Here is a 22,272-nt window from a genome sequence, read left to right as displayed (position 1 = left end):
ATGAAAAACTCTGCTATACAGTTGAAGCATTATCATTTTACTAAGCTTGTATTAGAGGTAAATGAAAACTTTCAAGCTGCCGATTCTGCTGTTGATGAAATGTACCTTGTACCCGATACAAAAAAAATTCGCACCAACATAATAGTTAAACAACCTGAAGCCTTACCTGAAGGAGAGGCTTATTTTAACGCAATAGAGCTAAAGTTTTCATTTGAAGAAAATGATTTCCCTTACAGTTTTGATGTAGAGCTATTTGGTGTTGTTAGCTGTACTGAAGCTTTAAATGAGCAAGATAATAAGCATAATCATTTGTTTGTAGTGAACTCTGTATCTATGCTTTATTCTGCAATACGTGATCAACTATTAACCTTATCTGCTAGATACCAACATGGCCCTATGATGCTGCCCAGCCTAGATTTTAGAGGGCTAGAAAAAGCTGTGAGCTAAAACCCTAGTTTTTAGTTTGCTTATCTGTGCTTTTAGTGGATTGCCGTGGCAAATACACTTTAGCGATTTTTGTATTTTTCGTGGCAAACACTAAAGAGTTTTAAATGAAAAAAATACTTACGATCATCGGTGCTCGGCCTCAGTTTATTAAAGCCAGTGTCGTGTCCAAAGCCATTCTGAAACAGATGACCTAACTGAAGTTTTAGTACACACCGGCCAGCATTTTGATGCCAAGATGTCGGATGTGTTTTTTGAGCAGCTAGGCATTCCACGCCCTGATTATCAGCTCGATATTAACAGCGGCAGTCATGGTGATATGACGGGCCGTATGCTGATAGAAATTGAAAAAGTGTTGCTGCAAGAAAAGTCCGATTGGGTGCTGTTGTATGGCGATACCAATTCCACGCTTGCCGGTGCTTTGGCGGCGGCTAAGTTGCATATTCCTGTAGCCCACGTAGAAGCAGGTTTGCGTAGCTTTAATATGCAAATGCCAGAAGAAATTAACCGTATTCTTACCGACCAAATTAGCAGTGTGCTGTTTTGCCCAACCGATTCCACCATGGCGAACTTAAAGCAAGAAGGCTTTGCCGATAAGCCCATCCAAGTGCTGCAAGTGGGTGATGTTATGCAAGACAGCGCCGAGTTTTTTGCCCAACAAGCCACTCAGCCGCAAGGCTTTGAGCTTGACGAGGGTTTTATACTTGCCACCCTGCACCGTGCCGAAAACACCGATAACCCAGAACGCTTAGCGGCCATTGTTGCAGCGCTTAACCACCTACACGCCAACCTAGCGCCTGTGGTTTTACCCCTGCACCCACGCACGCGCAATGTGATTGCCGCACAAGGCTTAACCTTGGATGTGCACTTGATTGAGCCTGTTGGCTATTTAGAAATGCTGTGGCTTTTACAGCGCACAGGGCTGGTGCTCACCGACAGCGGCGGCGTGCAAAAAGAAGCCTTCTTCTTCGGCAAAGCCTGTGTCACCATGCGCGACCAAACCGAATGGCTAGAACTGATTGAAGGCGGGTTTAACGAGCTAGTTGACGCTAACACTAACAAAATTATAGAAGCCACTAAGCGCAACCTAGGACGTACAGTAAAAGATGAAAACGAACTGTATGGTGGCGGGAAAGCAGCGCAAAGAATAGCGGAAGTATTGGTAAAACAGTAGCCACGAAACGCACTAAATAAAAGAAAAGAGTAATTAATGAGTAAAACCATTTGGATAGTACATCAATATGCTTCCACGCCTGAAACAGGCATGGGTGGTAGACATTTTTATTTGGCTCAGGAATTGGCTAAGCAAGGGCACAAAGTTTATGTAATTGCATCATCTGCTAATCACTTACTAAATAACCAACCTAAGTTAAGTGGTGCTATTACTTTTGAGCCTATTGCTGGCTTTACCTTTGTTTGGGTGAAAATGCCTCAGTATGATGAAGCGCATAGTAAACAGCGTGCACTTAATTGGTTTTTATTTCCTTGGCGCATTCAAAAGCTTGCGAAGCTTATTAAAGATAAGCCAGATGCTATTTTGTGTTCTTCACCTTCACCTATCGCATTTTTAGGTGCTCAGCGCTTAGCTAAGAAGTTTTCAGCAAAATTAGTGTTTGAAGTAAGGGACATTTGGCCGTTAACCTTAACAGAAATTGGCGGCTATTCAGCAAAGCATCCTTTTATACGTTTAATGCAGTGGGTAGAAAACAAGGCATATCGAGAATCTGACCATGTGGTTTCCAACCTTAAAAACTCGGTTGAGCACATGGTTGAACATGGCTTACAAAGAGATAAATTTACTTGGGTGGCTAATGGTTTTTCTTTAGATGAGGTGAATCAAAAAGCGCCTTTAAGCCCAGCAGTAGAGCAGCAGCTACCGAAAGATAAATTTATAATTGGTTATACAGGAACGCTAGGGGTCGCAAACTCGCTAGATACTTTGCTAGAAGCAGCTGAACTTTTGAAAGAACAAGCCGAGATTGAGTTTGTGCTGGTTGGGCGCGGTAAAGAAAAAGAAACACTACAAGCCAGCGTCAAAGAAAAGCAGCTAACTAACATTACTTTTATAGACCCAATACCTAAAGTACAAATACAAGCCATGCTCAGTAAATTTGATGCTTGCTATATTGGCTGGCTTAAAGATGATTTATATAGGTTTGGGATTGGTGCCAATAAAATACCTGAATATCTGTATTCTGGAAAACCAATAATTCATGCCTACTCAGGTGCATGTGACCCAGTTGGTCAATTTAATGCAGGTTTAATTATAGAAGCTGAAAATCCACAAGCTTTAGCAAAAGCAATCCTTAAACTTTATCAATTGCCTGAAGATCAACGCCAAAAAATGGGCAATAATGGGCGTAAAGCAGCTTTAGAAGAGTATGAATATGGAATGCTGACAAAGAAATTAGAAAAGGTGTTGTTTGGTGATTAAACGCTTCTTTATTATTGGCACTCATTGTGTGGCTTAACAGGTTTACTTCTGAAGAAGTGACAAGTAAAGCGTTAGCTCTGATATTTTATCAGCCGGTTTGAACCCTGCATTTTGGTAAAATTGGTAGGACCGGCTGTGCAAAAAGTATACTAGTGTGTATCACCAAGCTTTTTTGCTGTATAGTTTGCGTTCAACTTAATGTTTTTCGTATTTTTCTTTAAGTTCTTAACTTGTGGGGATAGTCTTATGAAAGCGTATCATACATATTCAGCTATAGACGTAGCTTATGTATTGCTTGAGCAAGCTGCAAAACAAGGTAAGCAGTTCACAAATTTACAAATTCAAAAGCTTGTGTATGTCTGTCATGGTGTTTCTTTGGCGCATTTTGACCGCCCTTTAATTTTAGAGGATGTTCATGCATGGAAATATGGCCCTGTAGTACCTTCGGTCTATTTCAACTTTAAACAATATGGTGCTGACTTTATTAGTGAACACTCTGAAGTACAGCTTGATGTTGCTAGTCAGAAAATTGTTTGCCAGGTTATAGAAGTTCTCGGTCATTACTCTGGGCCACAATTGGTAGAACTCACACATCGTTCAGGCAGCCCATGGCACCAAGTTTGGAATGATAATGGCTTTAAAATCATTCCTGATGAGATTATTAAAAATCACTATGCTTTAATTAAAGAGTCAGGTTTTACAAACTGCTTATAAGGTGAAAAGTTTGAAGGAGCCTAAAGGTCAGGTCAGAGATTTTAGCTTTGAAATCACCGATGATGAACCTTTAGGTCATCTTATTGTAGATGAAGATATTAACCTAACCAGCGAAATACTGGCCTACCTTGAGTGCTTAGAGCAAACTACAGAAATTTCTTCCTACTCCAATAAAAGCGTTAAAAATGCTGGACGTGCATTAAGGCGCTCGGAGGGGGATTTAAAAAATGCTGAAAAAATTATTAGACTGTATAGAGCTGATCATCAAAAACCTTTAGATACAGTCTTTTATGTTTTAAAAAAAGCTTCAGATAATTTAAAAATAGCGCCTACAGCTGCTAAGCGTCTTAAACAACTTGATACAATAGTTAATAAGCTACAAAGACCTTCATTAGATGGAAGTACTACAAACTCTATGTGTGTTACCAACATGAGTGATATTGGAGGTTGTAGATTTATTTGTAATACCGTAACGGAGTTACGAGCCCTTCAAAATAAAATAAATAAATTAGTTTTAGGAATTAGTAGATTAGAAATCTTATCAACTAAGGATTATATTTTAGAGCCTAAAAGTAATGATTGCCGCTACCGTAGTATTCATTTGGTTTTTAGCTATCAAAATAGGGCTAGCAAAAAATTTAGAGTAGAAGCTCAGTTACGCACATATAAGCAGCATATTTGGGCTACTACTATAGAAATTGTAGATACACTTGAAAATACTCAAATAAAAAACCTTTCTCATGCACCAGATGAGTCTAAGACTTATAATCAAAAACAATGGGAAGCCTTATTTAAGATAATGAGTGACTTGATTGCATTTGATGAGGGGTTTATTCATTTAAAAAAAAGCTTATATGAAAGAAAAAAAACTGATTTAAAAATGCTAGAGAATAAACTGAATGCAATACAACGCTTGCAGTCATTCAACATGCTAAATGACCAGCTATCAGAAAATGAAAAAAACAATAAAGATATTGAATGGATGGTATTGGTTGTTAACCTAAATAATGGCAAAAGAAGTATTGAGCAGAAGTTTTTAGAAGATAATAAAAAAAAGGCTATTCTAATATATGATCAGTTTGAAAAATTTTATTCAGAAATAAGTGGATTTAATGTTCTTTTAATATCTGTATCTTCAATTATAAATCTTTCTAAAGCATACCCTAATTATGCAGGTGATTGCTCGCAATTTATTAAGTTGATTAATAGGTTCTTATAGTGGTATATTTTGTAATTTAACATGCTCTTTGTTTTTATTGTAGTTTCATTCGGATTTTTTAATGCTTAAACGTCTCTTCGATATCTTCGCCTCTTTGTTTGGCTTACTTATCCTTAGCCCTGTTATTGCTTTTGTGGCTTGGAAAATTCGTCGCAAGCTGGGTTCGCCGGTTTTATTTCGTCAGGTGCGCCCGGGTAAAGATGGCAAGCCGTTTGAAATGATTAAATTCCGTACCATGCGTGATGCCCTAGACTCACAGGGTAAGCCTTTACCTGACGAAGAACGTATGACACCCTTTGGTGCTTTTTTACGTTCTAGCAGTTTAGATGAATTACCTGAGCTGTGGAATGTGCTTAAAGGCGATATGAGTTTGGTTGGGCCTCGGCCTTTGTTAATGGAATACCTACCCTTGTATTCTAAAGAGCAATACCGCCGCCACGAGGCGCGTCCTGGTGTTACCGGCTGGGCGCAAGTTAATGGGCGCAATGCTATTAGTTGGGAAGATAAATTTAAGCTGGACGTTTGGTATGTAGACAACCGTTCTTTTTGGTTGGATTTGAAGATTGTGTTTTTGACGGTTAAAAAAGTATTGGTTAAGGATGGAATTAGTGCCAAAGGTGAGGCGACCATGAGTAAGTTTACGGGTTGTGATAAATAATTATTAAGGACTTAAGTAGATGCAAAAAATTATTGGTATCTATGGTGCAAGTGGGTTTGGTCGAGAGATATTGCCACTAGTTCGTGAGCAATATGTAAATACTGAATTGTGTTTTGTTGATGATGGCTTAGTTGATAGTAAGTTGAATGGGTATCCTATTTACAGCTACCAAGATTTTTTAGATTTACCTCAAGCAGATAAATTTATAGTATTTGCGATTGCCAATAGTCAAATACGCGAGTCTTTAGAAGCTAAGTGCAAGCAAGACAATATAAAAAATGCACCTGTACAAGCATCGAACTCAATTATCCTAGATCAAGTGGAAATAGGTGAAGGTTCCATACTTTGCCACTTCACCCAACTGACTTCTAATATAAAAATTGGTAAGCAGTTTCATGCCAATATTTATAGCTATGTAGCACACGATTGCGTAATTGGAGATTTCGTGACTTTTGCACCTAAGGTGCAGTGTAACGGTAATGTGCATATAGAAGATCATGCTTACATAGGAACTGGAGCAATTATTAAGCAAGGAACACCAGATAAACCTTTAACAATTGGTCGTGGTGCTATTGTCGGCATGGGCGCTGTTGTTACAAAAAGCGTACCTGCTGGTGTTACTGTTATAGGAAACCCTGCAAGGTTGCTTGTGAGGCAATAAAAAACTTTTGCCATTATCAGTAATGTAAGTGCTTGGGCTAACGCTATAAATAAGAGTGTTATTATATGACGATGAATAAGCTAATCGTAAAAAATGTTGGGCCTGTTAAAAACGGTTTAGGTGATTCGTTTATCCATATAAATCGCTTAACTATTTTTTTAGGACCGCAAGGCTCAGGCAAAAGTACACTTGCTAAAATATACTCATCGTTACTTTGGTTAGAAAAAGCCGTGGTGCGTGAAGAAGTCAGTCTTGAGCAATGCCAAAAATCGGGCTATTTTTTAAAAGAAGTAATCTCTTATCAGGGTATTCAAAGCTACTTTAGGGATAACTCTTATATTCACTTTGTTGGTAAAGCTTGTGAGTTTAAACTAGAAAATGGCAAGTTTTCTGCTACACAGTTATCTGAACAAGCAGATTTTTTAATGCCAAAAATTATGTATGTGCCAGCAGAGCGTAATTTTCTTACGTCTATTCCTAAGGTTGAATATATTGAAGGCTTGCCAAAACCACTAGCAACTTTTTTAAAAGAATATGAACACGCCAAACAGTGGGCACAAAGCCGAAAGGAAGTGCTTATTCCTATAGGTAGGTTAAGTTTTAAGTATTCAGAAAAAAATGCTATCTCGTTATTAGTTGGCAGTGATTATGAAACCAATCTTTTGCATGGCTCAAGCGGCTATCAAAGCTATGTGCCGCTATTTTTGGTGACAGAGTTTTTATCTAACTATGTGTTGAATCGAACTGACGACCCTTCACATGAGGTTTATAGCGAAGTTCAGAAACGAAATATTGTTGATAGGTTTATCAAAATTACTAAAGGGCTTTATCGTGATGCTACTGACCCTAATGTTTCTACAAACGAGCAGCTTAATAAGCTGTTGAAGCAGTACGACTATGGAAGCTTTATAAATATTGTTGAAGAGCCAGAGCAAAACTTACACCCAGATTCTCAGCGTAAAGCTTTGTTTAGTTTGATTCAGCACTTAAATAAAATTTCTGAAAACCAGTTGCTGATTACTTCACACAGCCCTTATATTTTAAGCTATGTAGCACTTTGTATTGAAGCCAAGCAAACTCTAGTGCGGCTAGAAGAAATATTAGGTGATGGGCTTGCTTCGACTGACTTAATAGCAGAAGTTAGAAAAATGGTACCTACTGGTGCAGAAGTTTCATTAGATGACACAAATGTTTATGTGCTCGATGATTCAGGAAATATTCAATTATTAAATAAAACTGGTGGTTATATCTCTGAAGAACATTCATTAAATAGCGTATTTGATGAAATTAGTGAGAATATTTCTAAAATGCTGGATTTAGGATAGGAAATGAGTTTTTTTAAGGATAAATGCCTGACGCTAGTTAGTGCAGAAGAGTTTGGCGTTTGCGATAAGAATGACAGTCCTGCATTTGTTGACTTTGAAAATAAAGTAGATTGGATTGCAGTTGTCAAAAATACTAGTGCGCTAGAACTTTCGTTTTACGCTATAGATAAATGTATTGTTTATACAAAAGCTGATGGCGGTGTTATCTCAAGCTGTGATGCAGCTATAAAGATACCTAATAATAAGGTGCTTTTTATAGAGCTAAAAGAGCGTAGGTACAGCGGCTGGATTTCATCGGGAATAGAGCAACTTAAAAGTACTTTGCAGCTTTATAAGCAATATGAAGCCAATCTAGCTAGTGAAACTCTATGCTACTTAAGTAACTCGTTAAGGCCAAAAGTTCCAAGATCACGTGTTCGGGAAACGGCTGCTTTAAAGCAAGAATTCAAATTATCTACAGGTTCAGAACTTAAGCTTGAAGCTTTAATTACTATTTAAGAGATTTTTATGCTAAACACCCCTTTTTCTCCTTGGCCTTCTTTCACTGAAGAAGAGGCCAATGCTGCTCGTGATGTGATTCTTTCTAATAAAGTTAACTATTGGACTGGTCAAGAGTGCCGTGAATTTGAAAAAGAATTTGCTGCTTGGGCTGATTCTAAACACGCTGTTGCTTTGGCTAACGGTACATTGGCGCTAGATGTTGCCTTAATTGCTTTAGGCATTGGCGCAGGTGATGAGGTTATCGTTACCCCACGTACTTTTATCGCGTCTATTTCTAGCGTTGTAAATGCCGGTGCTACACCTGTGTTTGCAGATGTAGACTTGAACAGCCAAAACATTGAAGCCCATACGATTGAGTCTTTTTTAACTGCTAAAACTAAAGCCATAGTTGTGGTGCATTTAGCCGGTATGCCTGCCGATATGGATGCCTTAATGGCTTTAGCCGCTAAGCATAACCTGTACATTATTGAAGACTGTGCTCAGGCGCATGGTGCTAAATACAAAGGCCGTGCGGTTGGCTCTATTGGTCATGTGGGTTGTTGGTCTTTTTGCCAAGACAAAATTATGACGACGGGCGGCGAAGGTGGCATGGTCACTACTAACAATGAACAGCTTTGGCGTAAAATGTGGTCTTATAAAGATCATGGTAAAAGCTATGAGGCTGTTTATGAGCGTGAACACGCGCCTGGGTTTCGTTGGTTGCATGAAAGCTTTGGTACTAACTGGCGTATGACTGAAGTGCAGGCGGTCATTGGGCGTATTCAACTAAAGCGTATGCAAGAGTGGCAAACAACTCGGTTAAACTATGCCCAGCAAATTTGGGCAACCGCCAAACAGTTACCTGGCTTGCGTGTTGCCGAAGTGGGCGAAGATTTTCTTCATGCTGCTTATAAGTGTTATGTATTTGTTGAAGGCGATGCCGCTTTGCGTGATAAAATAATGCAGGAGATTAACCAGCGCGGTGTACCGTGTTTTTCGGGTTCTTGTTCAGAAGTTTATTTAGAAAAAGCTTTTGATAACACGGGTTTTAGGCCTAAAGAATCTTTGCCTGTTGCTAAACAACTCGGGGAAACTAGCCTAATGTTTTTGGTTCACCCTACCTTAACTCAAGCAGAAATAGATAAAACCTGTAAAGTGTTAAAGGAAGTCATGGCAGAACACTAAGGATAGTATTGAATGAAAAAACTTCTTTTAGGCTTGCCCCGTTGGGCTAAGCGTTTTTTACAGCTAGTGGCAGACATAACTTTAGTCTGCCTTTCTTTATGGCTAGCTTTTGTGGCTAGGGTGGGTTTTGATTCTGTTGGTCCTTACCTAGATCAGCACTTGTGGTTGTTTGCAGTGGCGCCTATTATTGCGGTGATGGTTTTTATTCCTTTTGGTATGTACCGGGCGGTTATTCGTTACTTTAATATTGATGCGTTAAAAACCATTACTAATGCAATTTCTATTTCTGCATTATTGCTAGCCCTTGCTATTTATTGGTTTGAAAGCCTAGCAACCCCTGTACCTAGGTCTGTGGTTTTTAATTATTGGGTATTCAGCTTATTAACCATGGGTGGCTTACGTTGGTTAATGCGTGTTTTTTTATCTAATAGCTACTATTTAAAGTTTAAGCCTTCTAAGCAGTCTTACACCAATTTGCCTAGGGTCATTATTTATGGGGCGGGTTCTTCGGGTAACCAGCTAGTTGCGGCTTTGCGTTTAAGTGGCGATATTCTGCCCATCGCTTTTGTGGATGATGACTCAAGCATTTATGGGCGCACTATTGCGGGTTTAAGGGTATATAAGCCTAGGCAGCTAGAAAAGGTGATTAGAAGAACCAACGCTACCCAGGTGTTATTAGCCATTCCTTCAGCCAGCCGTGCTAGGCGTAAAGAGGTTTTAGAAAGCCTTGCGCCCTACCCGGTGCATGTTAGAACCATTCCGGGTTTTATGGATTTAGCCAGCGGTAAAATTAAAGTTCAAGATATTCAAGACGTTGATATTGCAGATCTTTTAGGGCGAGATGAAGTAGAACCCAATAGGCAGTTATTTGAACGCTGCATAAAAAAACAAAATGTAATGGTGACTGGTGCAGGGGGGTCGATAGGCTCTGAACTTTGCCGACAAATTTTAGCCAGTGGTGCGCTTAAGCTGGTTTTGTATGAGCACAGTGAGTTTAATCTATACGCCATTCAAACCGAGTTACAGCAGTTAATTGAAGACCAAGCCTTGTCGATAGAGCTGATTCCTATTTTAGGTTCTATTCGTAATTTTAGGCGTTTAAAAGAAGTCATGGCTTGCTGGCAGATAGACACTGTTTACCATGCAGCGGCTTATAAGCATGTTCCTCTGGTTGAAATGAATGTGGTGGAAGGCATTGTTAATAATGTGTTTGGAACGCTGAACACTGCCCAAGCAGCCATAGCCACCCAGGTTAAAAACTTTGTGCTGATCTCTACCGACAAGGCGGTGCGCCCGACCAATGTGATGGGCAGTACTAAACGCTTAGCGGAAATGACTTTGCAAGCACTTAGCCAAGAACGTGAAGTGGTTTTGTTTGATCGTGAACCTAAGCAAAGCTATATAAACACTACCCGCTTTACCATGGTGCGCTTTGGTAATGTGTTGGGTTCTTCTGGTTCGGTGATTCCTTTATTCACCAAGCAAATTAAAGACGGTAATTGTTTAACCGTTACCCACCCCAAAATTACCCGTTATTTTATGACCATACCCGAAGCCGCACAGCTGGTTATTCAAGCTGGTTCTATGGGGCAGGGCGGTGATGTATTGGTGTTAGATATGGGTGAGCCGGTTAAAATTTTAGATTTAGCCCAAAAAATGATTATGTTAACCGGCTTAAGTGTTCGTAACCCAGAAAACCCCGACGGCGATATTGAAATTAAGTTTACTGGTTTACGCCTGGGTGAAAAACTCTACGAAGAATTACTGATAGGCGATAATGTTACCAACACCCAGCACCCTAAAATTATGCGCGCCAATGAAGACTTTATTGATTGGCAGACCCTTACCGAACACCTAGGCACCCTTAACCAATTAGCCCGGGCTGATAACTGCCTTGAAATACGCCAACAGCTACGCAAGCTAGTTGAAGGCTACCAACCCCAGGGTGGTTTGGTTGACCTGGTGTTTAAAAACAAGCAAGACACAGTTAATACTGAAAGGTGACCCTGATGCAGTTATTAATAGCCATTGCTTTAGCTTTTTATAAGTCTGTTACCCAGCTGGCTAGTAGGCTGGCTGTTTGGCAAAATACAACTCATCAACTTAAAGTCTCAGCACCTACCAAAGCAACTTGGCAATACACTACTGCTTGGTAATTTGCTTTTATTGTTGAATATCTGAAAGCTGTCATGTAAATGCGTTTGGGTATAAATATTGTTTGAAATGCGTTTTGGTGCTATTGTTCTCATGTGAAGAACAGGAGCTTAATAATGCTTAGAAAATTTTCCGTTAAGAATTTTTACTCAGTTTACGAAAAGTTAGAAGTTTCGTTGCTGTTGAATCAGCGTGTGCCAGAAGATTATCGCTCACTGGAAGACGTTGATGGTTCGCGCGTAAACAAGTTGATGGCACTTGTTGGTGCAAATGGCAGTGGTAAAACAAGTATTTTGAAGGCGCTAGCTTTTTTACACTGGTTTATTTCCCATTCTTTTTTTTCTCAGAAACCGAACGATGAGATTCCCGTTGCGTCGCACTTTTTGGGCAGGAATGAACCCACTGAATTTAGTATTGAATTCGAAGCCATGGATAAAAGGTGGCGTTATGATTTAGTGCTTAATAATAAGCGTGTGCTGCATGAATCGCTGCATCGCTATGGTTATCGTTTCATGTATGTTTTTAAACGTGATTGGAACGATAAAAGCCAGGTTTATGAAGTAGTGGCTAAACCAGAGTTTGACTTGCCTGAAAAAGAAGCACTCAGAGCTCGTGAAAATGCCTCGTTAATAGCTATGGCTGCACAGTTTAATGTAGAGCTTGCCGTTAGGTTCTCTCAGCTAAATGTGGTGAGTAATATCACCGCTATGGGTAAGTACAGTCTTAGTAGTGTTGATCAGTTATTTAATGCTGCAGAAGCTTTGCATGGTCGTGAGCGCTCGTTGGCGACAGCAAGCCAGCTGTTAGCTCACTGGGATTTGGGCTTAAGTGGTGTGACCATAGATAAGCAGCAAAGGCCAGATGAAAAAGGTCGTGAGCACACTTTGTATATTCCCTTTGGTGTGCATGAAATTAAAAATAAAGCTTATGAGTTGCCTTTATTTGATGAATCTAGTGGTACTCGATCAGCTTTTACTTTGCTTAGTAAAGTGCTGCCTGTTTTAGAGGCAGGTGGTTTGGCTATTATTGATGAATTAGAAAGTGATCTTCATCCACATATGCTTTCAGCGTTTTTAGACTTATTTATCTCGCCTGAAACTAATCCGCATAATGCGCAGTTGATCTTTTCTACACATAGCCACGAAGTACTGAATTCGTTGATGAAAGAGCAGTTATTGCTGGTTGAAAAGGACGAGTGCTTAAATACAGAGGCATTTAGGTTAGATGAAGTTGAGGGCGTGCGCTCTGATGATAATTTTTATGCTAAATATATGGCCGGTGCCTATGGTGCTGTGCCGGAGATTTAGTAATGAGAAAGCAAAGGCGGGTAAGAAAACAGCGTAAAACATTGCTAGTAGTGGGTGAAGGACACACAGAAGTGGCTTTCTTAAACTATTTGAAAGCGCTTTATTGCCGAGAATTATCCAGTGCTAGCGTAAAGGTAGAGAATGCGCAGGGTAAAGGCCCTGAAAATGTTCTAAATACAGCAATAAGCAGACAAAAACGTGCAAGCTATGACCGAGTTGTGGCTGTTTTAGATACAGATATTGAGTGGACAGCTGCTTTAAAAAAAGACGCTAAAAAGCACGGTGTGCTGCTAGTAGGTAATAAACCCTGCATAGAAGCTTTGTTTTTAGCATTGCTTGGCCACAAATCATTTTCAGAAACGGCACGCTGTAAAGAAGCTTTAGTGGGTGTAATTAGTGCAGACCTGCTAAATAAAGATAGCTATGCAAGTTGGTGTACCAAAGAAATGCTTGAGTGTTTAAGGCGAGTAAATGTTGGTTTGAATGCTTTATTGAAACTGTACGAGGGGAGTTGGTGAGTTTTTTCGTCACTGCGAGGCCGTAGGCCGTGGCAGTCTATGGATTGCTTCACTCCGTTCGCAATGACAGGTGAATAGTTCGCAATGACGGGAAAAGCATAGAATGACAGGAAATGTTTAAATGAAAATTCTAATAACAGGCGGTGCTGGTTTTATTGGTTCGCACACTTTAGTTGAATTAGCCGCCGCTGGTTATCAGTTGGTGGTGTTAGATAATCTTTGCAATTCCACGGCGGGTGTTTTAAAAAAGGTTGAGCAAATTACTGCCCAGCCTATGACTTTTGTAGAAGGCGATATTCGTGATAAAGCCCTTTTAGCTAACTTATTTAGCCAGCATACTTTTCAAGCTGTGGTGCATTTTGCTGGTTTAAAAGCGGTGGGCGAAAGTGTTGCCGAGCCTTTGCTCTATTACGATAACAATGTGCACGGTACCCAGGTTTTATTACAAGCCATGCAAACGGCAGGGGTCTTTAATTTTGTATTTAGCTCTTCGGCCACTGTCTACGGTGAGCCTGAGCAAATGCCGATTAGCGAAAACTGCCCCACCGGCAGGCCAACCAACCCTTATGGCCGCTCTAAATTAATGGTTGAAGAAATACTCCGCGACCTAGCCTTGGCAGATTCCCGCTGGCGCATAGCTTTACTTCGCTACTTCAACCCAGTTGGCGCACATTCCAGCGGCTTAATTGGTGAAAACCCCAACGGCATTCCAAATAATTTATTACCTTACATTGCCCAAGTTGCGGTGGGTAAATTAGAGCAGCTATCAATTTTTGGTGATGACTATCCCACCCCAGATGGCACAGGCGTTAGAGATTACATCCACGTTGTCGATTTAGCCCAAGGCCATGTTGCAGCCTTAAACTATTTACAAAACCATGCAGGTGTACACACCTGGAATTTAGGTACTGGCCAAGGATATTCCGTATTCGAAATGCTAAAAGCCTTTGAACAAGCCAGTGGCAAAACTATTGCTTACCAAGTTAGCCCGCGCAGAGCAGGTGATATAGCCACCTGTTATTCTGACCCAAGCAAAGCTAAACAAGAACTTAACTGGCAGGCTAAAAAAGGTTTAAATGACATGATGCAAGATGCTTGGCGCTGGCAGCAAAATATAGTTTAGTGGCAATTTAAACAAACAAGGACCCTATTGCATGTACAAAATATTCAACACTGTCGAAGAAGTATCTGCTTACACTTCGCAATGCATTTTAAAAACAATACAAGAAAAACCTAATGCAGTGTTGGGCTTAGCAACCGGCAGCACTATGAAACCGGTTTATGCACATTTGGTTCAGAAGTTACAAAACAACCCTGTAGATGTTTCCCAGCTAACCACCTTTAACCTAGATGAATACCTAGGTTTAAGCGGCGAACACGCACAAAGCTATAACTACTTTATGTGCGAACATTTATTTAACCGGCTAGGTTCACCGATAGGTAGATACAACCTACCCAATGGTTTAGCAGAAGATATAGAAGCCGCCTGCCAAGCTTATTCAGACATAATTAAACAAGTAGGCGGGCTAGATTTACAGCTATTGGGGATAGGCTCTAATGGCCATATAGGATTTAATGAACCCTACACCAGCTTTAGCAGCCGTACTCATTTAATAGAACTGACCGAACAAACTCGCCTAGATAACAGTCGCTTTTTTACCGATAAAAGCCAAATGCCTACCCATGCAATTACTTTGGGCATTCAAGATATTTTAGAAGCTAAAGAAATACTCCTTGTCGCTACTGGCAGCAACAAAGCAGAAATTATGGCTGAGCTGTATGCTAGTGATGTTAATGAAGCCTTACCTGCATCTGTACTTAAACAGCATAGCAAAGTCACCATTGTTTTAGATAAAGAAGCAGCGGCTTTGTTGCCAGCAAATTCTGTTTAATATAAGGATTAAACAACTAGGCAGCCTCCCTCCGTCATACTAGTTGTCCGTTATTTAAACTTTTTTTTCAATGGAATTGAATAGGTCTAAAATTCCGTGACCTTGGTCACAGTTTGGTTTAAATAAAGTGGTTTTGGCACTAAAAATAGCGCAACAATGCTAAGCTAAAAATGTTTTTGTATCATTACGCATCCATTTAAGTGGGCACTATTGATTATCTAATAAATAAGGAAAGGGCATGAAAAAAATAGCTTTAAAAATAAGAATTGCTATAGCAATAGGCTTTACAGTTTTACTAGCCGCTTGTAATAGTAGTTCTTCCTCAGGTTCATCTGATGAAACCTCTAACCAGCAACCTCCTCAGGTCGTTACAGAAGCAAATATTGCCAGCTTTATGCATTTGGAAGGTGATGGAATTGAACAGGTGTCTGGAGTTGCTTACGAAGAATCTAATAAAAATGATGTGCCTTCTTTTTCACTATCTGAAGAAGTACGTGTGTCCTCAGGTTCTGTATTTCCATTGAGGCTGCAAGCAGCGCCACCAGCAGGCGAACAGGTAGCTGGTTTCTTAATAGAACTACCTGGTGGTGAGCAACATTTTGTTCAAGCAGCAGATAGAGCCGAAGTGGCGATGATTTCTTCAGTTCAGTTAGATGAGTCGCATCCCAAGTTCAAAGCTTATGCCGAATTGGAAAAAAAGCAGGTATCTATTGCTTCGACTGAAGCTCCAAATGTTAGGGAAGCAGTTGTCAGAATTAATGGCTGGAGTAGCGAAGGTATTCTTGAAGAAGATATTAGGGATTTATTTATCAGAGTCATGCCTTTGTTTGTTAACACAAGAGTAGCGAATGTTGCTGATTTATCGTTCAATCAGCTTCTTGATCGTGGTGGAAGTTTTGGTAATTATGATGAGATAAAGCTTGTAGTAGAGGCGGTGGCTGCAAGCACGATACAAGTAACCTTAACTTGGGATGGTGTCAATGATGTTGACTTGTATGTTTTAGAACCAGGTTGGGAAAATAGTAATACTGCAGGCATGGGGATTTTTAGTGAAAAAATTTACTATGCAAACCGTATTTCATCAGAATCTTTAGGTTGGTTGGATAAAGATAACGTTATCCAATACGGCCCAGAAAACATTACTTTTGCCTATAAAATGCTAGAGGGTGATTACGATGTGGCCGTTAATTTCTTCGCAAATGGTCGTTATGATGAAGCAACCAACTATTTTTTGACTGTTAACGTAGAAGGGCAAGACTCTCAATTTTACGAAGGTAAATTTAATCCAACTGCCAGAAATGGTGGAAGCTTTAGAGATAATGATGTATCTGATTGTAGAGTTGGAGCTGTGAATGCAGTAGAGCAATGTGACCCTGCGCGTGGTACGCATATAATACATACGATCAAGGTAGATGAAAATCTTAATGCTAAATTGGCTAATAGATTGCCCATAGAAGATTATATGGGTAGTTGGGAATACACAGATACAGAAAGTGATGTAACAGGCTGTTTAGTTATTGATGGTGAATTTGATTTTTTAACACTGGATTATTTACCTACCGGGTTTAAGTTAGAAAATGGTACATTAAAAGTAAGTGATGCTTTTCTTGCTAACACTATATTTTATGGATCGGGTAGAGACTATAATTATAAGTTCCATGATCTTACTCGTGTAGAAGCATGTTCTAATTAATTATTATGTGATTTTTAAACAACCTTCTCTTTTGAGAGGGTTGTTTTTTTTAATAAGATAAAAGCTAGATAATAGTGAAGTGTATGCGCATCTGGTTATTTGTTCTTTTACTGCTTCCATTTAATAGCCTATTTGCTGAAGGGGTAATAGTTACTTGGAAAAAAGGTTATTCGCAGCAGAGTTTAGAATTACCACAAACATCGACACAAAAATCTACCTTGGTGTTTGGTAAGAAAATATTTAACACTAAAACGAAAGAAATTTATCTGTATCAGGTTCCTAATCGGCAGCAACGCTTGAAGCTAATACAAAAACTGATGCTAAAGCCAAATGTTATTTCTGTTGAGCTTGATGCTGCTGTCGAAATTCAAGCAGATTCTCAACTTCCTGCGCACTTTCAACAATTAGATTTAGTAACTATTAATGAGTATGTAGAACAATATGCTTGTCATGATATACCTATAGCTGTATTAGATACTGGTATAGCTAGTAATCACTCGACATTGCAATTTATTAACTTTATTTCCCACAAAAATTATATAGATAATACTGCTAGTGCTGAAGACGATAATGGGCATGGTACTCATGTAGCCGGGTTAATCGGCGCAAGTAGACAGCAATTAAATGATCCCTCCGAAGTTGTTGCCGGCCTGTGTTATTCTGCTAGCTTGCATAATTACAAGGTAATTGAACAAGATGGTTTTGGTAGTGTTTCTGGAGTAATTGAAGCGCTAGAATCAATCCTAGATTCTGGGCGTGAAGCTATTCCCTTAATAAACTTATCTTTAACCACTAATAGTAGTTTTAGCTTACGCACTGCAATTAATGAATTAGGCAAGCAAGGGCAATTTGTTGTAGTGGCAGCCGGAAATAGTGGCTTGCAGTTAGATACTAGCCCAAGCTATCCGGCAGCTTACAGTAAAGACTTTTCTAATGTTATAAGTGTTGCAAATGTTAATAGTGGTGGTTTTTTAGCAGACTCGAGTAACTTTGGTTATCAGCTGGTTGATTTTTCCGCCCCAGGTGAAAAGCTTTTAAGCACCTGGTTAATGACTGATACTGAAGATGGTTACGCAGTTTCTTCTGGTACTTCAATGTCCACTCCTTTGGTAACTGCAACATTGGCCGCCTTAATGCAGAAATATCAGCACTTTAATTTACCACCAGAAGCTTTTCGTGCTGCAATAATTAATAGTCTTAATTACTCAGACGCTTTACAAGGCAAGCTGAAATATGCAGGCATTTTATCTACTGGTAACTCTCTATCGTTAACTCCTGAACAATTATTTAAACCTGCATGGTTTAATTATAAGTGGCAAGAAGACGTTGATGCTATATATATTTCTGGTTATAAAATGGATGAAGTTGTTGGTGTTAACTTTCATAACCTTAAAGATTTAAAACCAGTTAAAGAGCTTGCTTTTAGTTACAAGCCTGAAATGGAGGCGGTTTTGGTTATCTTGCCAGAAAGTTGGAGGGATGGCAGCCTAGAATTTATTACAGATAGCCATGAGTTAAAACCACTGGATTTTACTTTGATGGTTGCTAATAGCTTGCCGGAAAAGTCAGGTTATTGTGTTGGTTCGCACTGTGAAGTTAAATGGGAAAACCTAAGCCTAGCAATCACTAGGCTTGATGGTAATAACCAACCTTGGTTTTTGTCTACACAGCAATATCAAGATCAGACAGCGTTAGTAATTAGTGGAAGTAACTTATCTGGAATTTGGGATCTCAAGTTTTCTGGTGCTCCAAGATTACAAGTTTTAGGTATGCAGGCAGTCAATGCTCTGGGAGAAGTGAAAGAATTAACTACCGCTAATGGTTATCTTGTACATTCGGAAACTAATGTTAGCTGGCTGGTTGAAGAGCCAGAGAAGTGGTCATCTCTTGCGGCTCCACTACAGCAGCTTTGGTTGTTACCACAAGTTAGTACAAGCGCAGAGATATCCAGTTCTTCAAACAGTTGTTACATAGCTAGTCAGGTTTATGGTGATGTTTATGCTCCAGAGGTAATGGTATTACGTCAATTTAGGGATGATGTTTTGATGCATTCCGAGTTAGGAAAAAAGCTGACAGCATTTTATTACAAGCATTCACCTGCTTTGGCTCTATGGATTGCGGATAAACCAAAATTACAAGGTTTAGTACGTTGGTGTTTAGATTTTTTGGTAAAAATTTTACGTTAGAAGTTAGTTGATTAACTTTCCTGCCAGAGGGTATGTCACTAGCAGGTGATGTAAGCTAGTTTTTTCTTCTTATGTTAGTTAAGCGTACCAATGGCTATCTTTATGTTAAAATTACTCTTTTTATTTTATAGAGCTGTGTAATGAAACACCTAGTCACTGGCGCTGCCGGCTTTATTGGCATGTACACCGCCAAGCGTTTGTTAGAGCAAGGCCATGAGGTTGTGGGTTTAGATAACCTAAACAGCTATTACGAGCCGGAGTTAAAGCAGTATCGGCTTGAACAGCTAAAACCTTTTGCTAACTTTAAATTTGTTAAATTAGATTTGGCCGACCGTGAAGGCATGGCGGAATTGTTTAAAACTGAGCAGTTTGAGCGAGTTATTCACCTAGCTGCTCAAGCGGGTGTACGTTATTCAATAGAAGCGCCGTTTGATTATATCGACAGCAACCTAGTGGGCATGACCACCATATTAGAAGGCTGCCGTCATAATAAGGTACAGCATTTGGTTTATGCCTCATCGAGTTCTGTGTATGGCATGAATGATAAAATTCCCTTTAGTGAAGCAGACCAGGTCGATAACCCTGTTTCGCTCTATGCGGCGACCAAAAAAGCCAATGAGTTAATGGCGCATAGCTATTCCAAACTTTATAACCTTCCCACTACTGGGCTACGGTTTTTTACGGTTTATGGCCCAGCTGGTCGCCCGGATATGGCGCCTTGGTTGTTTACAGAAGCTATTCTTAAAGGCGAGCCGATAAAAGTGTTTAACCAAGGCAAAATGATGCGCGACTTCACCTACATAGACGATATAGTCGAAGGCGTTATCCGCATAGCCGACAAGTCTCCAGAACAAGCCATTCCTTACCAAATTTTTAACATAGGCAATAACGAACCCATTCAACTAGCACGCTTTATTCAAGCCATTGAAACCGCCTGCGGTAAAAAAGCCGAAAAAATTATGCTCGGTATGCAGCCAGGCGATGTAGAGCGCACCTACGCCGACACTAGCCGTTTAGAAGCCTCGGTCGGTTACAAGCCACAAACTGAAATAGAAGACGGCATTACAAAATTTGTTGATTGGTATAAAGAATACAGAAGGATTTAAACGCATGAAAATAGCAGTAGCAGGTACAGGTTATGTGGGTTTATCCAACGCGGTCCTTTTAGCCCAGCATAACCAAGTGGTGGCTTTAGACCTAGATGAAGAAAAAGTTAAGCTTATTAATCAAGGTATATCTCCAATAGAAGATGCAGAAATTACAGACTTTTTAACCAATAAAGCATTAAACCTAACTGCCACCTTAAATACACAAGAAGCTTACCAAAATGCAGATTTTGTGATTATTGCTACGCCAACCAACTATGACCCAAAAACCAACTATTTTGACACCAGTAGCGTAGAAGGCGTTATAGCAGATGTAACAAAAATAAACCCTGCCGCTAGCATTATTATTAAATCGACCGTACCGGTTGGTTTTACTGCCGCCACTATTGAAAATACAAAAGAGCAAAGCGGTAAGCAAACACCTGAAATTATTTTTAGCCCCGAATTTTTGCGTGAAGGTAAAGCACTTTATGACAACCTTTATCCCAGCCGTATTATTGTTGGGGCGCAAACCGAGGCGGCAAAAACCTTTGCCAAACTGCTACAAGAAGGGGCAATTAAGCAAAATGTTCCTGTGTTGCTTACCAACAGCACCGAAGCAGAAGGAATCAAGCTATTTAGCAACACCTACCTAGCCATGCGTGTGGCCTACTTTAACGAGCTAGATAGCTATTGCGCCGTGAATGGTTTAGATGCTAAACAAATTATTGAAGGCGTAGGCTTAGACCCACGCATTGGTGATCATTACAACAACCCCAGTTTTGGCTATGGTGGCTACTGCCTACCCAAAGACACCAAGCAGCTATTAGCCAACTACGACCAAGTACCCAACAACATTATTGGTGCCATTGTTGATGCCAACCGCACCCGTAAAGATTTTATAGCGGAAAGTATTATTAAACGCTTAACCGTCATTGCGAGCGAAGCGAAGCAATCTCCCCTAGTAGGCATCTACCGCTTGGTAATGAAAGAAGGCTCCGATAATTTTAGAGCCTCAGCCATTCAGGGCGTTATGAAACGCATAAAAGCCAAAGGTATTGAAGTAGTTGTTTACGAGCCCGTACTGCAAGAAAGCCACTTTTACAACTCACGTGTAATTACAGACTTAGAAGAGTTTAAGCAGCAAAGTAGCGTGATAGTGGCTAACCGGTTAAGTGAAGACCTGTTAGATGTAAAAGACAAAGTTTATACCAGAGACTTGTTTCAGAGTGATGCTTAAGCAATTAAGCTTTTATACCATTCTAAAGTTCTTTGGGCTGTGGTTTCGGCATCGAAAACAGTATTTATACGTTTAAGTGCAGTCGCAACTCTTTGTTGGGTTGCATCTGGGTTTTGGAAGGTTTGCATAATAGCTTCTTTTAGTTGTTCGCTATTGCCTTGCTTAACTAATAAGCCTGTTTTGTTGTTTAATACTATTTCAGGTGTGCCGCCTGCATCGGTTGCTACTACAGGGGTTTCTACACACATGGCTTCCACTACCACTCTAGGTAAACCCTCACCGCTTTTAGAAGCAGACACTAGCAAATCGGATGCACGAATAACATCAGTTGGGTTGTTTATATAGCCAGTAAAATGAATCCTTTCTGGGTGTTTGCACTGGCTTGCTCGTTGGTGAGCTTGTTGGTTTTTATCAATATCACCTATCAGCAGTAGGTGGGCATTTAATTCTGAAGGAAGTGAATCAAACGCTTCAAGTAAAGTGGGTATGCCTTTATGCATACTGTTTCTACTAATACAGCTTAGAACTTGGCTATTTTTGGGTAAATTAAACCGAGCTAAGTCAGCTGGCTCACCAGTATACCATTCTGGTTTATGACCCTTGTAAATGGTTTTTAGCTTTTTAGGTGGAATACGCAACCATAAGAAGCGAGCCTTTAGCATGGCTTGTCGAACAGCTTCGGCTACACAAAAAACACCATCTAAACACGGGTGTAAAAAGCTAAACCAGTTTTCTGGCTGGGTGTAGCTCATATTAGTTGTTACACCACGATAACCTAAGATTTTTACGCGATGCTTCTTCCCGGCTTTTATTGCACAGGTGACAGCTCGGGAGTTAAAAGCATGTAGTAGATCATAGTCACCTGCGTATAACGCTTGTTTTATTTTTTCAGTGCCTTGTTTGTCGAAGCGTCCTGTGATTTTTAAATCTATTAAATTAACGCCAGCAGCTTTAAGTAGTGGATAGTTACGCCCATCTGGATTACACATAACAGTGACCTTAACTTTCTTAGAAAGGGCTATAAATAACTCGCTTTCTGGGCGATCGCATTTATCGGTAACAAATAATACTTTCATT

Annotated in this window: 21 protein-coding genes; 20 read left to right on the top strand and 1 reads right to left on the bottom strand. The window is 39.9% G+C overall.

Annotation, left to right across the window (positions count from 1 at the left end; translation table 11 throughout):
• From BP27_RS0104185 to BP27_RS0104090, 20 genes are all read left to right on the top strand, one after another.
• Positions 1 to 447 (top strand): hypothetical protein, encoded by a 447-nt coding sequence (locus BP27_RS0104185; protein WP_027850481.1) that lies wholly within the window; start codon positions 1 to 3, stop codon positions 445 to 447.
• A 235-nt stretch (positions 448 to 682) separates the two neighbouring features.
• Positions 683 to 1,618, top strand: coding sequence for a non-hydrolyzing UDP-N-acetylglucosamine 2-epimerase (wecB, locus tag BP27_RS15170; RefSeq protein WP_281172125.1), 936 nt, complete (start codon positions 683 to 685; stop codon positions 1,616 to 1,618).
• A 36-nt stretch (positions 1,619 to 1,654) separates the two neighbouring features.
• Entirely contained in the window at positions 1,655 to 2,878 is a 1,224-nt protein-coding gene (locus BP27_RS0104175; RefSeq protein WP_027850480.1) for a glycosyltransferase family 4 protein, read from the top strand.
• A 246-nt stretch (positions 2,879 to 3,124) separates the two neighbouring features.
• Positions 3,125 to 3,592, top strand: a complete 468-nt coding sequence (locus tag BP27_RS0104170) for a Panacea domain-containing protein (RefSeq protein WP_027850479.1) — start codon at positions 3,125 to 3,127, stop codon at positions 3,590 to 3,592.
• Positions 3,593 to 3,602: 10 nt separating this feature from the next.
• Entirely contained in the window at positions 3,603 to 4,811 is a 1,209-nt protein-coding gene (locus BP27_RS15165; RefSeq protein WP_051610281.1) for a nucleotidyltransferase family protein, read from the top strand.
• Positions 4,812 to 4,872: 61 nt separating this feature from the next.
• Entirely contained in the window at positions 4,873 to 5,469 is a 597-nt protein-coding gene (locus BP27_RS0104160) for a sugar transferase (RefSeq protein ID WP_027850478.1), read from the top strand.
• Positions 5,470 to 5,488: 19 nt separating this feature from the next.
• Positions 5,489 to 6,130 carry an acetyltransferase gene (locus BP27_RS0104155; protein ID WP_027850477.1) on the top strand — a complete coding sequence of 214 codons (642 nt, stop codon included), beginning with the start codon at positions 5,489 to 5,491 and terminating at the stop codon, positions 6,128 to 6,130.
• A 65-nt stretch (positions 6,131 to 6,195) separates the two neighbouring features.
• Positions 6,196 to 7,455 carry an AAA family ATPase gene (locus tag BP27_RS0104150; protein ID WP_027850476.1) on the top strand — a complete coding sequence of 420 codons (1,260 nt, stop codon included), beginning with the start codon at positions 6,196 to 6,198 and terminating at the stop codon, positions 7,453 to 7,455.
• 3 nt (positions 7,456 to 7,458) lie between these two features.
• On the top strand, positions 7,459 to 7,953 hold the full coding sequence (locus BP27_RS0104145) for a hypothetical protein (RefSeq protein ID WP_027850475.1): 495 nt from the start codon (positions 7,459 to 7,461) through the stop codon (positions 7,951 to 7,953).
• A 9-nt stretch (positions 7,954 to 7,962) separates the two neighbouring features.
• Positions 7,963 to 9,120: a DegT/DnrJ/EryC1/StrS family aminotransferase gene (locus BP27_RS0104140; protein ID WP_027850474.1), complete on the top strand. Its 1,158-nt coding sequence runs from the start codon at positions 7,963 to 7,965 to the stop codon at positions 9,118 to 9,120.
• A 12-nt stretch (positions 9,121 to 9,132) separates the two neighbouring features.
• On the top strand, positions 9,133 to 11,124 hold the full coding sequence (locus BP27_RS0104135; protein ID WP_027850473.1) for a polysaccharide biosynthesis protein: 1,992 nt from the start codon (positions 9,133 to 9,135) through the stop codon (positions 11,122 to 11,124).
• A 5-nt stretch (positions 11,125 to 11,129) separates the two neighbouring features.
• The gene (locus tag BP27_RS17240) at positions 11,130 to 11,276 is read left to right on the top strand and encodes a hypothetical protein (protein WP_160169814.1); all 147 of its coding nucleotides are present in this window, start codon (positions 11,130 to 11,132) and stop codon (positions 11,274 to 11,276) included.
• 114 nt (positions 11,277 to 11,390) lie between these two features.
• A complete protein-coding gene (locus tag BP27_RS0104125) occupies positions 11,391 to 12,581 on the top strand; it encodes an AAA family ATPase (protein WP_027850472.1) in 1,191 nt (396 codons plus the stop codon).
• Positions 12,582 to 12,583: 2 nt separating this feature from the next.
• Positions 12,584 to 13,099, top strand: coding sequence for an RloB domain-containing protein (locus BP27_RS16675; RefSeq protein ID WP_051610279.1), 516 nt, complete (start codon positions 12,584 to 12,586; stop codon positions 13,097 to 13,099).
• A gap of 121 nt (positions 13,100 to 13,220) precedes the next feature.
• Entirely contained in the window at positions 13,221 to 14,222 is a 1,002-nt protein-coding gene (galE, locus tag BP27_RS0104115) for a UDP-glucose 4-epimerase GalE (protein ID WP_027850471.1), read from the top strand.
• Between the two features lie 31 nt (positions 14,223 to 14,253).
• On the top strand, positions 14,254 to 14,991 hold the full coding sequence (gene nagB, locus BP27_RS0104110) for a glucosamine-6-phosphate deaminase (RefSeq protein ID WP_027850470.1): 738 nt from the start codon (positions 14,254 to 14,256) through the stop codon (positions 14,989 to 14,991).
• A 238-nt stretch (positions 14,992 to 15,229) separates the two neighbouring features.
• Positions 15,230 to 16,684 (top strand): hypothetical protein, encoded by a 1,455-nt coding sequence (locus BP27_RS16670; RefSeq protein WP_051610277.1) that lies wholly within the window; start codon positions 15,230 to 15,232, stop codon positions 16,682 to 16,684.
• Between the two features lie 83 nt (positions 16,685 to 16,767).
• Entirely contained in the window at positions 16,768 to 18,870 is a 2,103-nt protein-coding gene (locus BP27_RS0104100) for a S8 family peptidase (protein WP_027850469.1), read from the top strand.
• 140 nt (positions 18,871 to 19,010) lie between these two features.
• On the top strand, positions 19,011 to 19,976 hold the full coding sequence (locus tag BP27_RS0104095; protein ID WP_027850468.1) for an NAD-dependent epimerase: 966 nt from the start codon (positions 19,011 to 19,013) through the stop codon (positions 19,974 to 19,976).
• 4 nt (positions 19,977 to 19,980) lie between these two features.
• Positions 19,981 to 21,195 carry a nucleotide sugar dehydrogenase gene (locus tag BP27_RS0104090; RefSeq protein WP_027850467.1) on the top strand — a complete coding sequence of 405 codons (1,215 nt, stop codon included), beginning with the start codon at positions 19,981 to 19,983 and terminating at the stop codon, positions 21,193 to 21,195.
• Here the strand turns inward: BP27_RS0104090 and BP27_RS0104085 are convergent.
• Positions 21,192 to 22,271: a glycosyltransferase gene (locus tag BP27_RS0104085; protein ID WP_036239348.1), complete on the bottom strand. Its 1,080-nt coding sequence runs from the start codon at positions 22,269 to 22,271 to the stop codon at positions 21,192 to 21,194. The genes BP27_RS0104090 and BP27_RS0104085 overlap by 4 nt on opposite strands.
• Position 22,272 lies beyond the last annotated feature (1 nt).

The sequence above is a fragment of the Marinospirillum insulare DSM 21763 genome, assembly GCF_000686905.1.
Classification (GTDB): domain Bacteria; phylum Pseudomonadota; class Gammaproteobacteria; order Pseudomonadales; family Halomonadaceae; genus Marinospirillum; species Marinospirillum insulare.
Note: the sequence above shows the minus strand (reverse complement) of the source record. Positions and strands in the feature narration are given on the sequence as shown.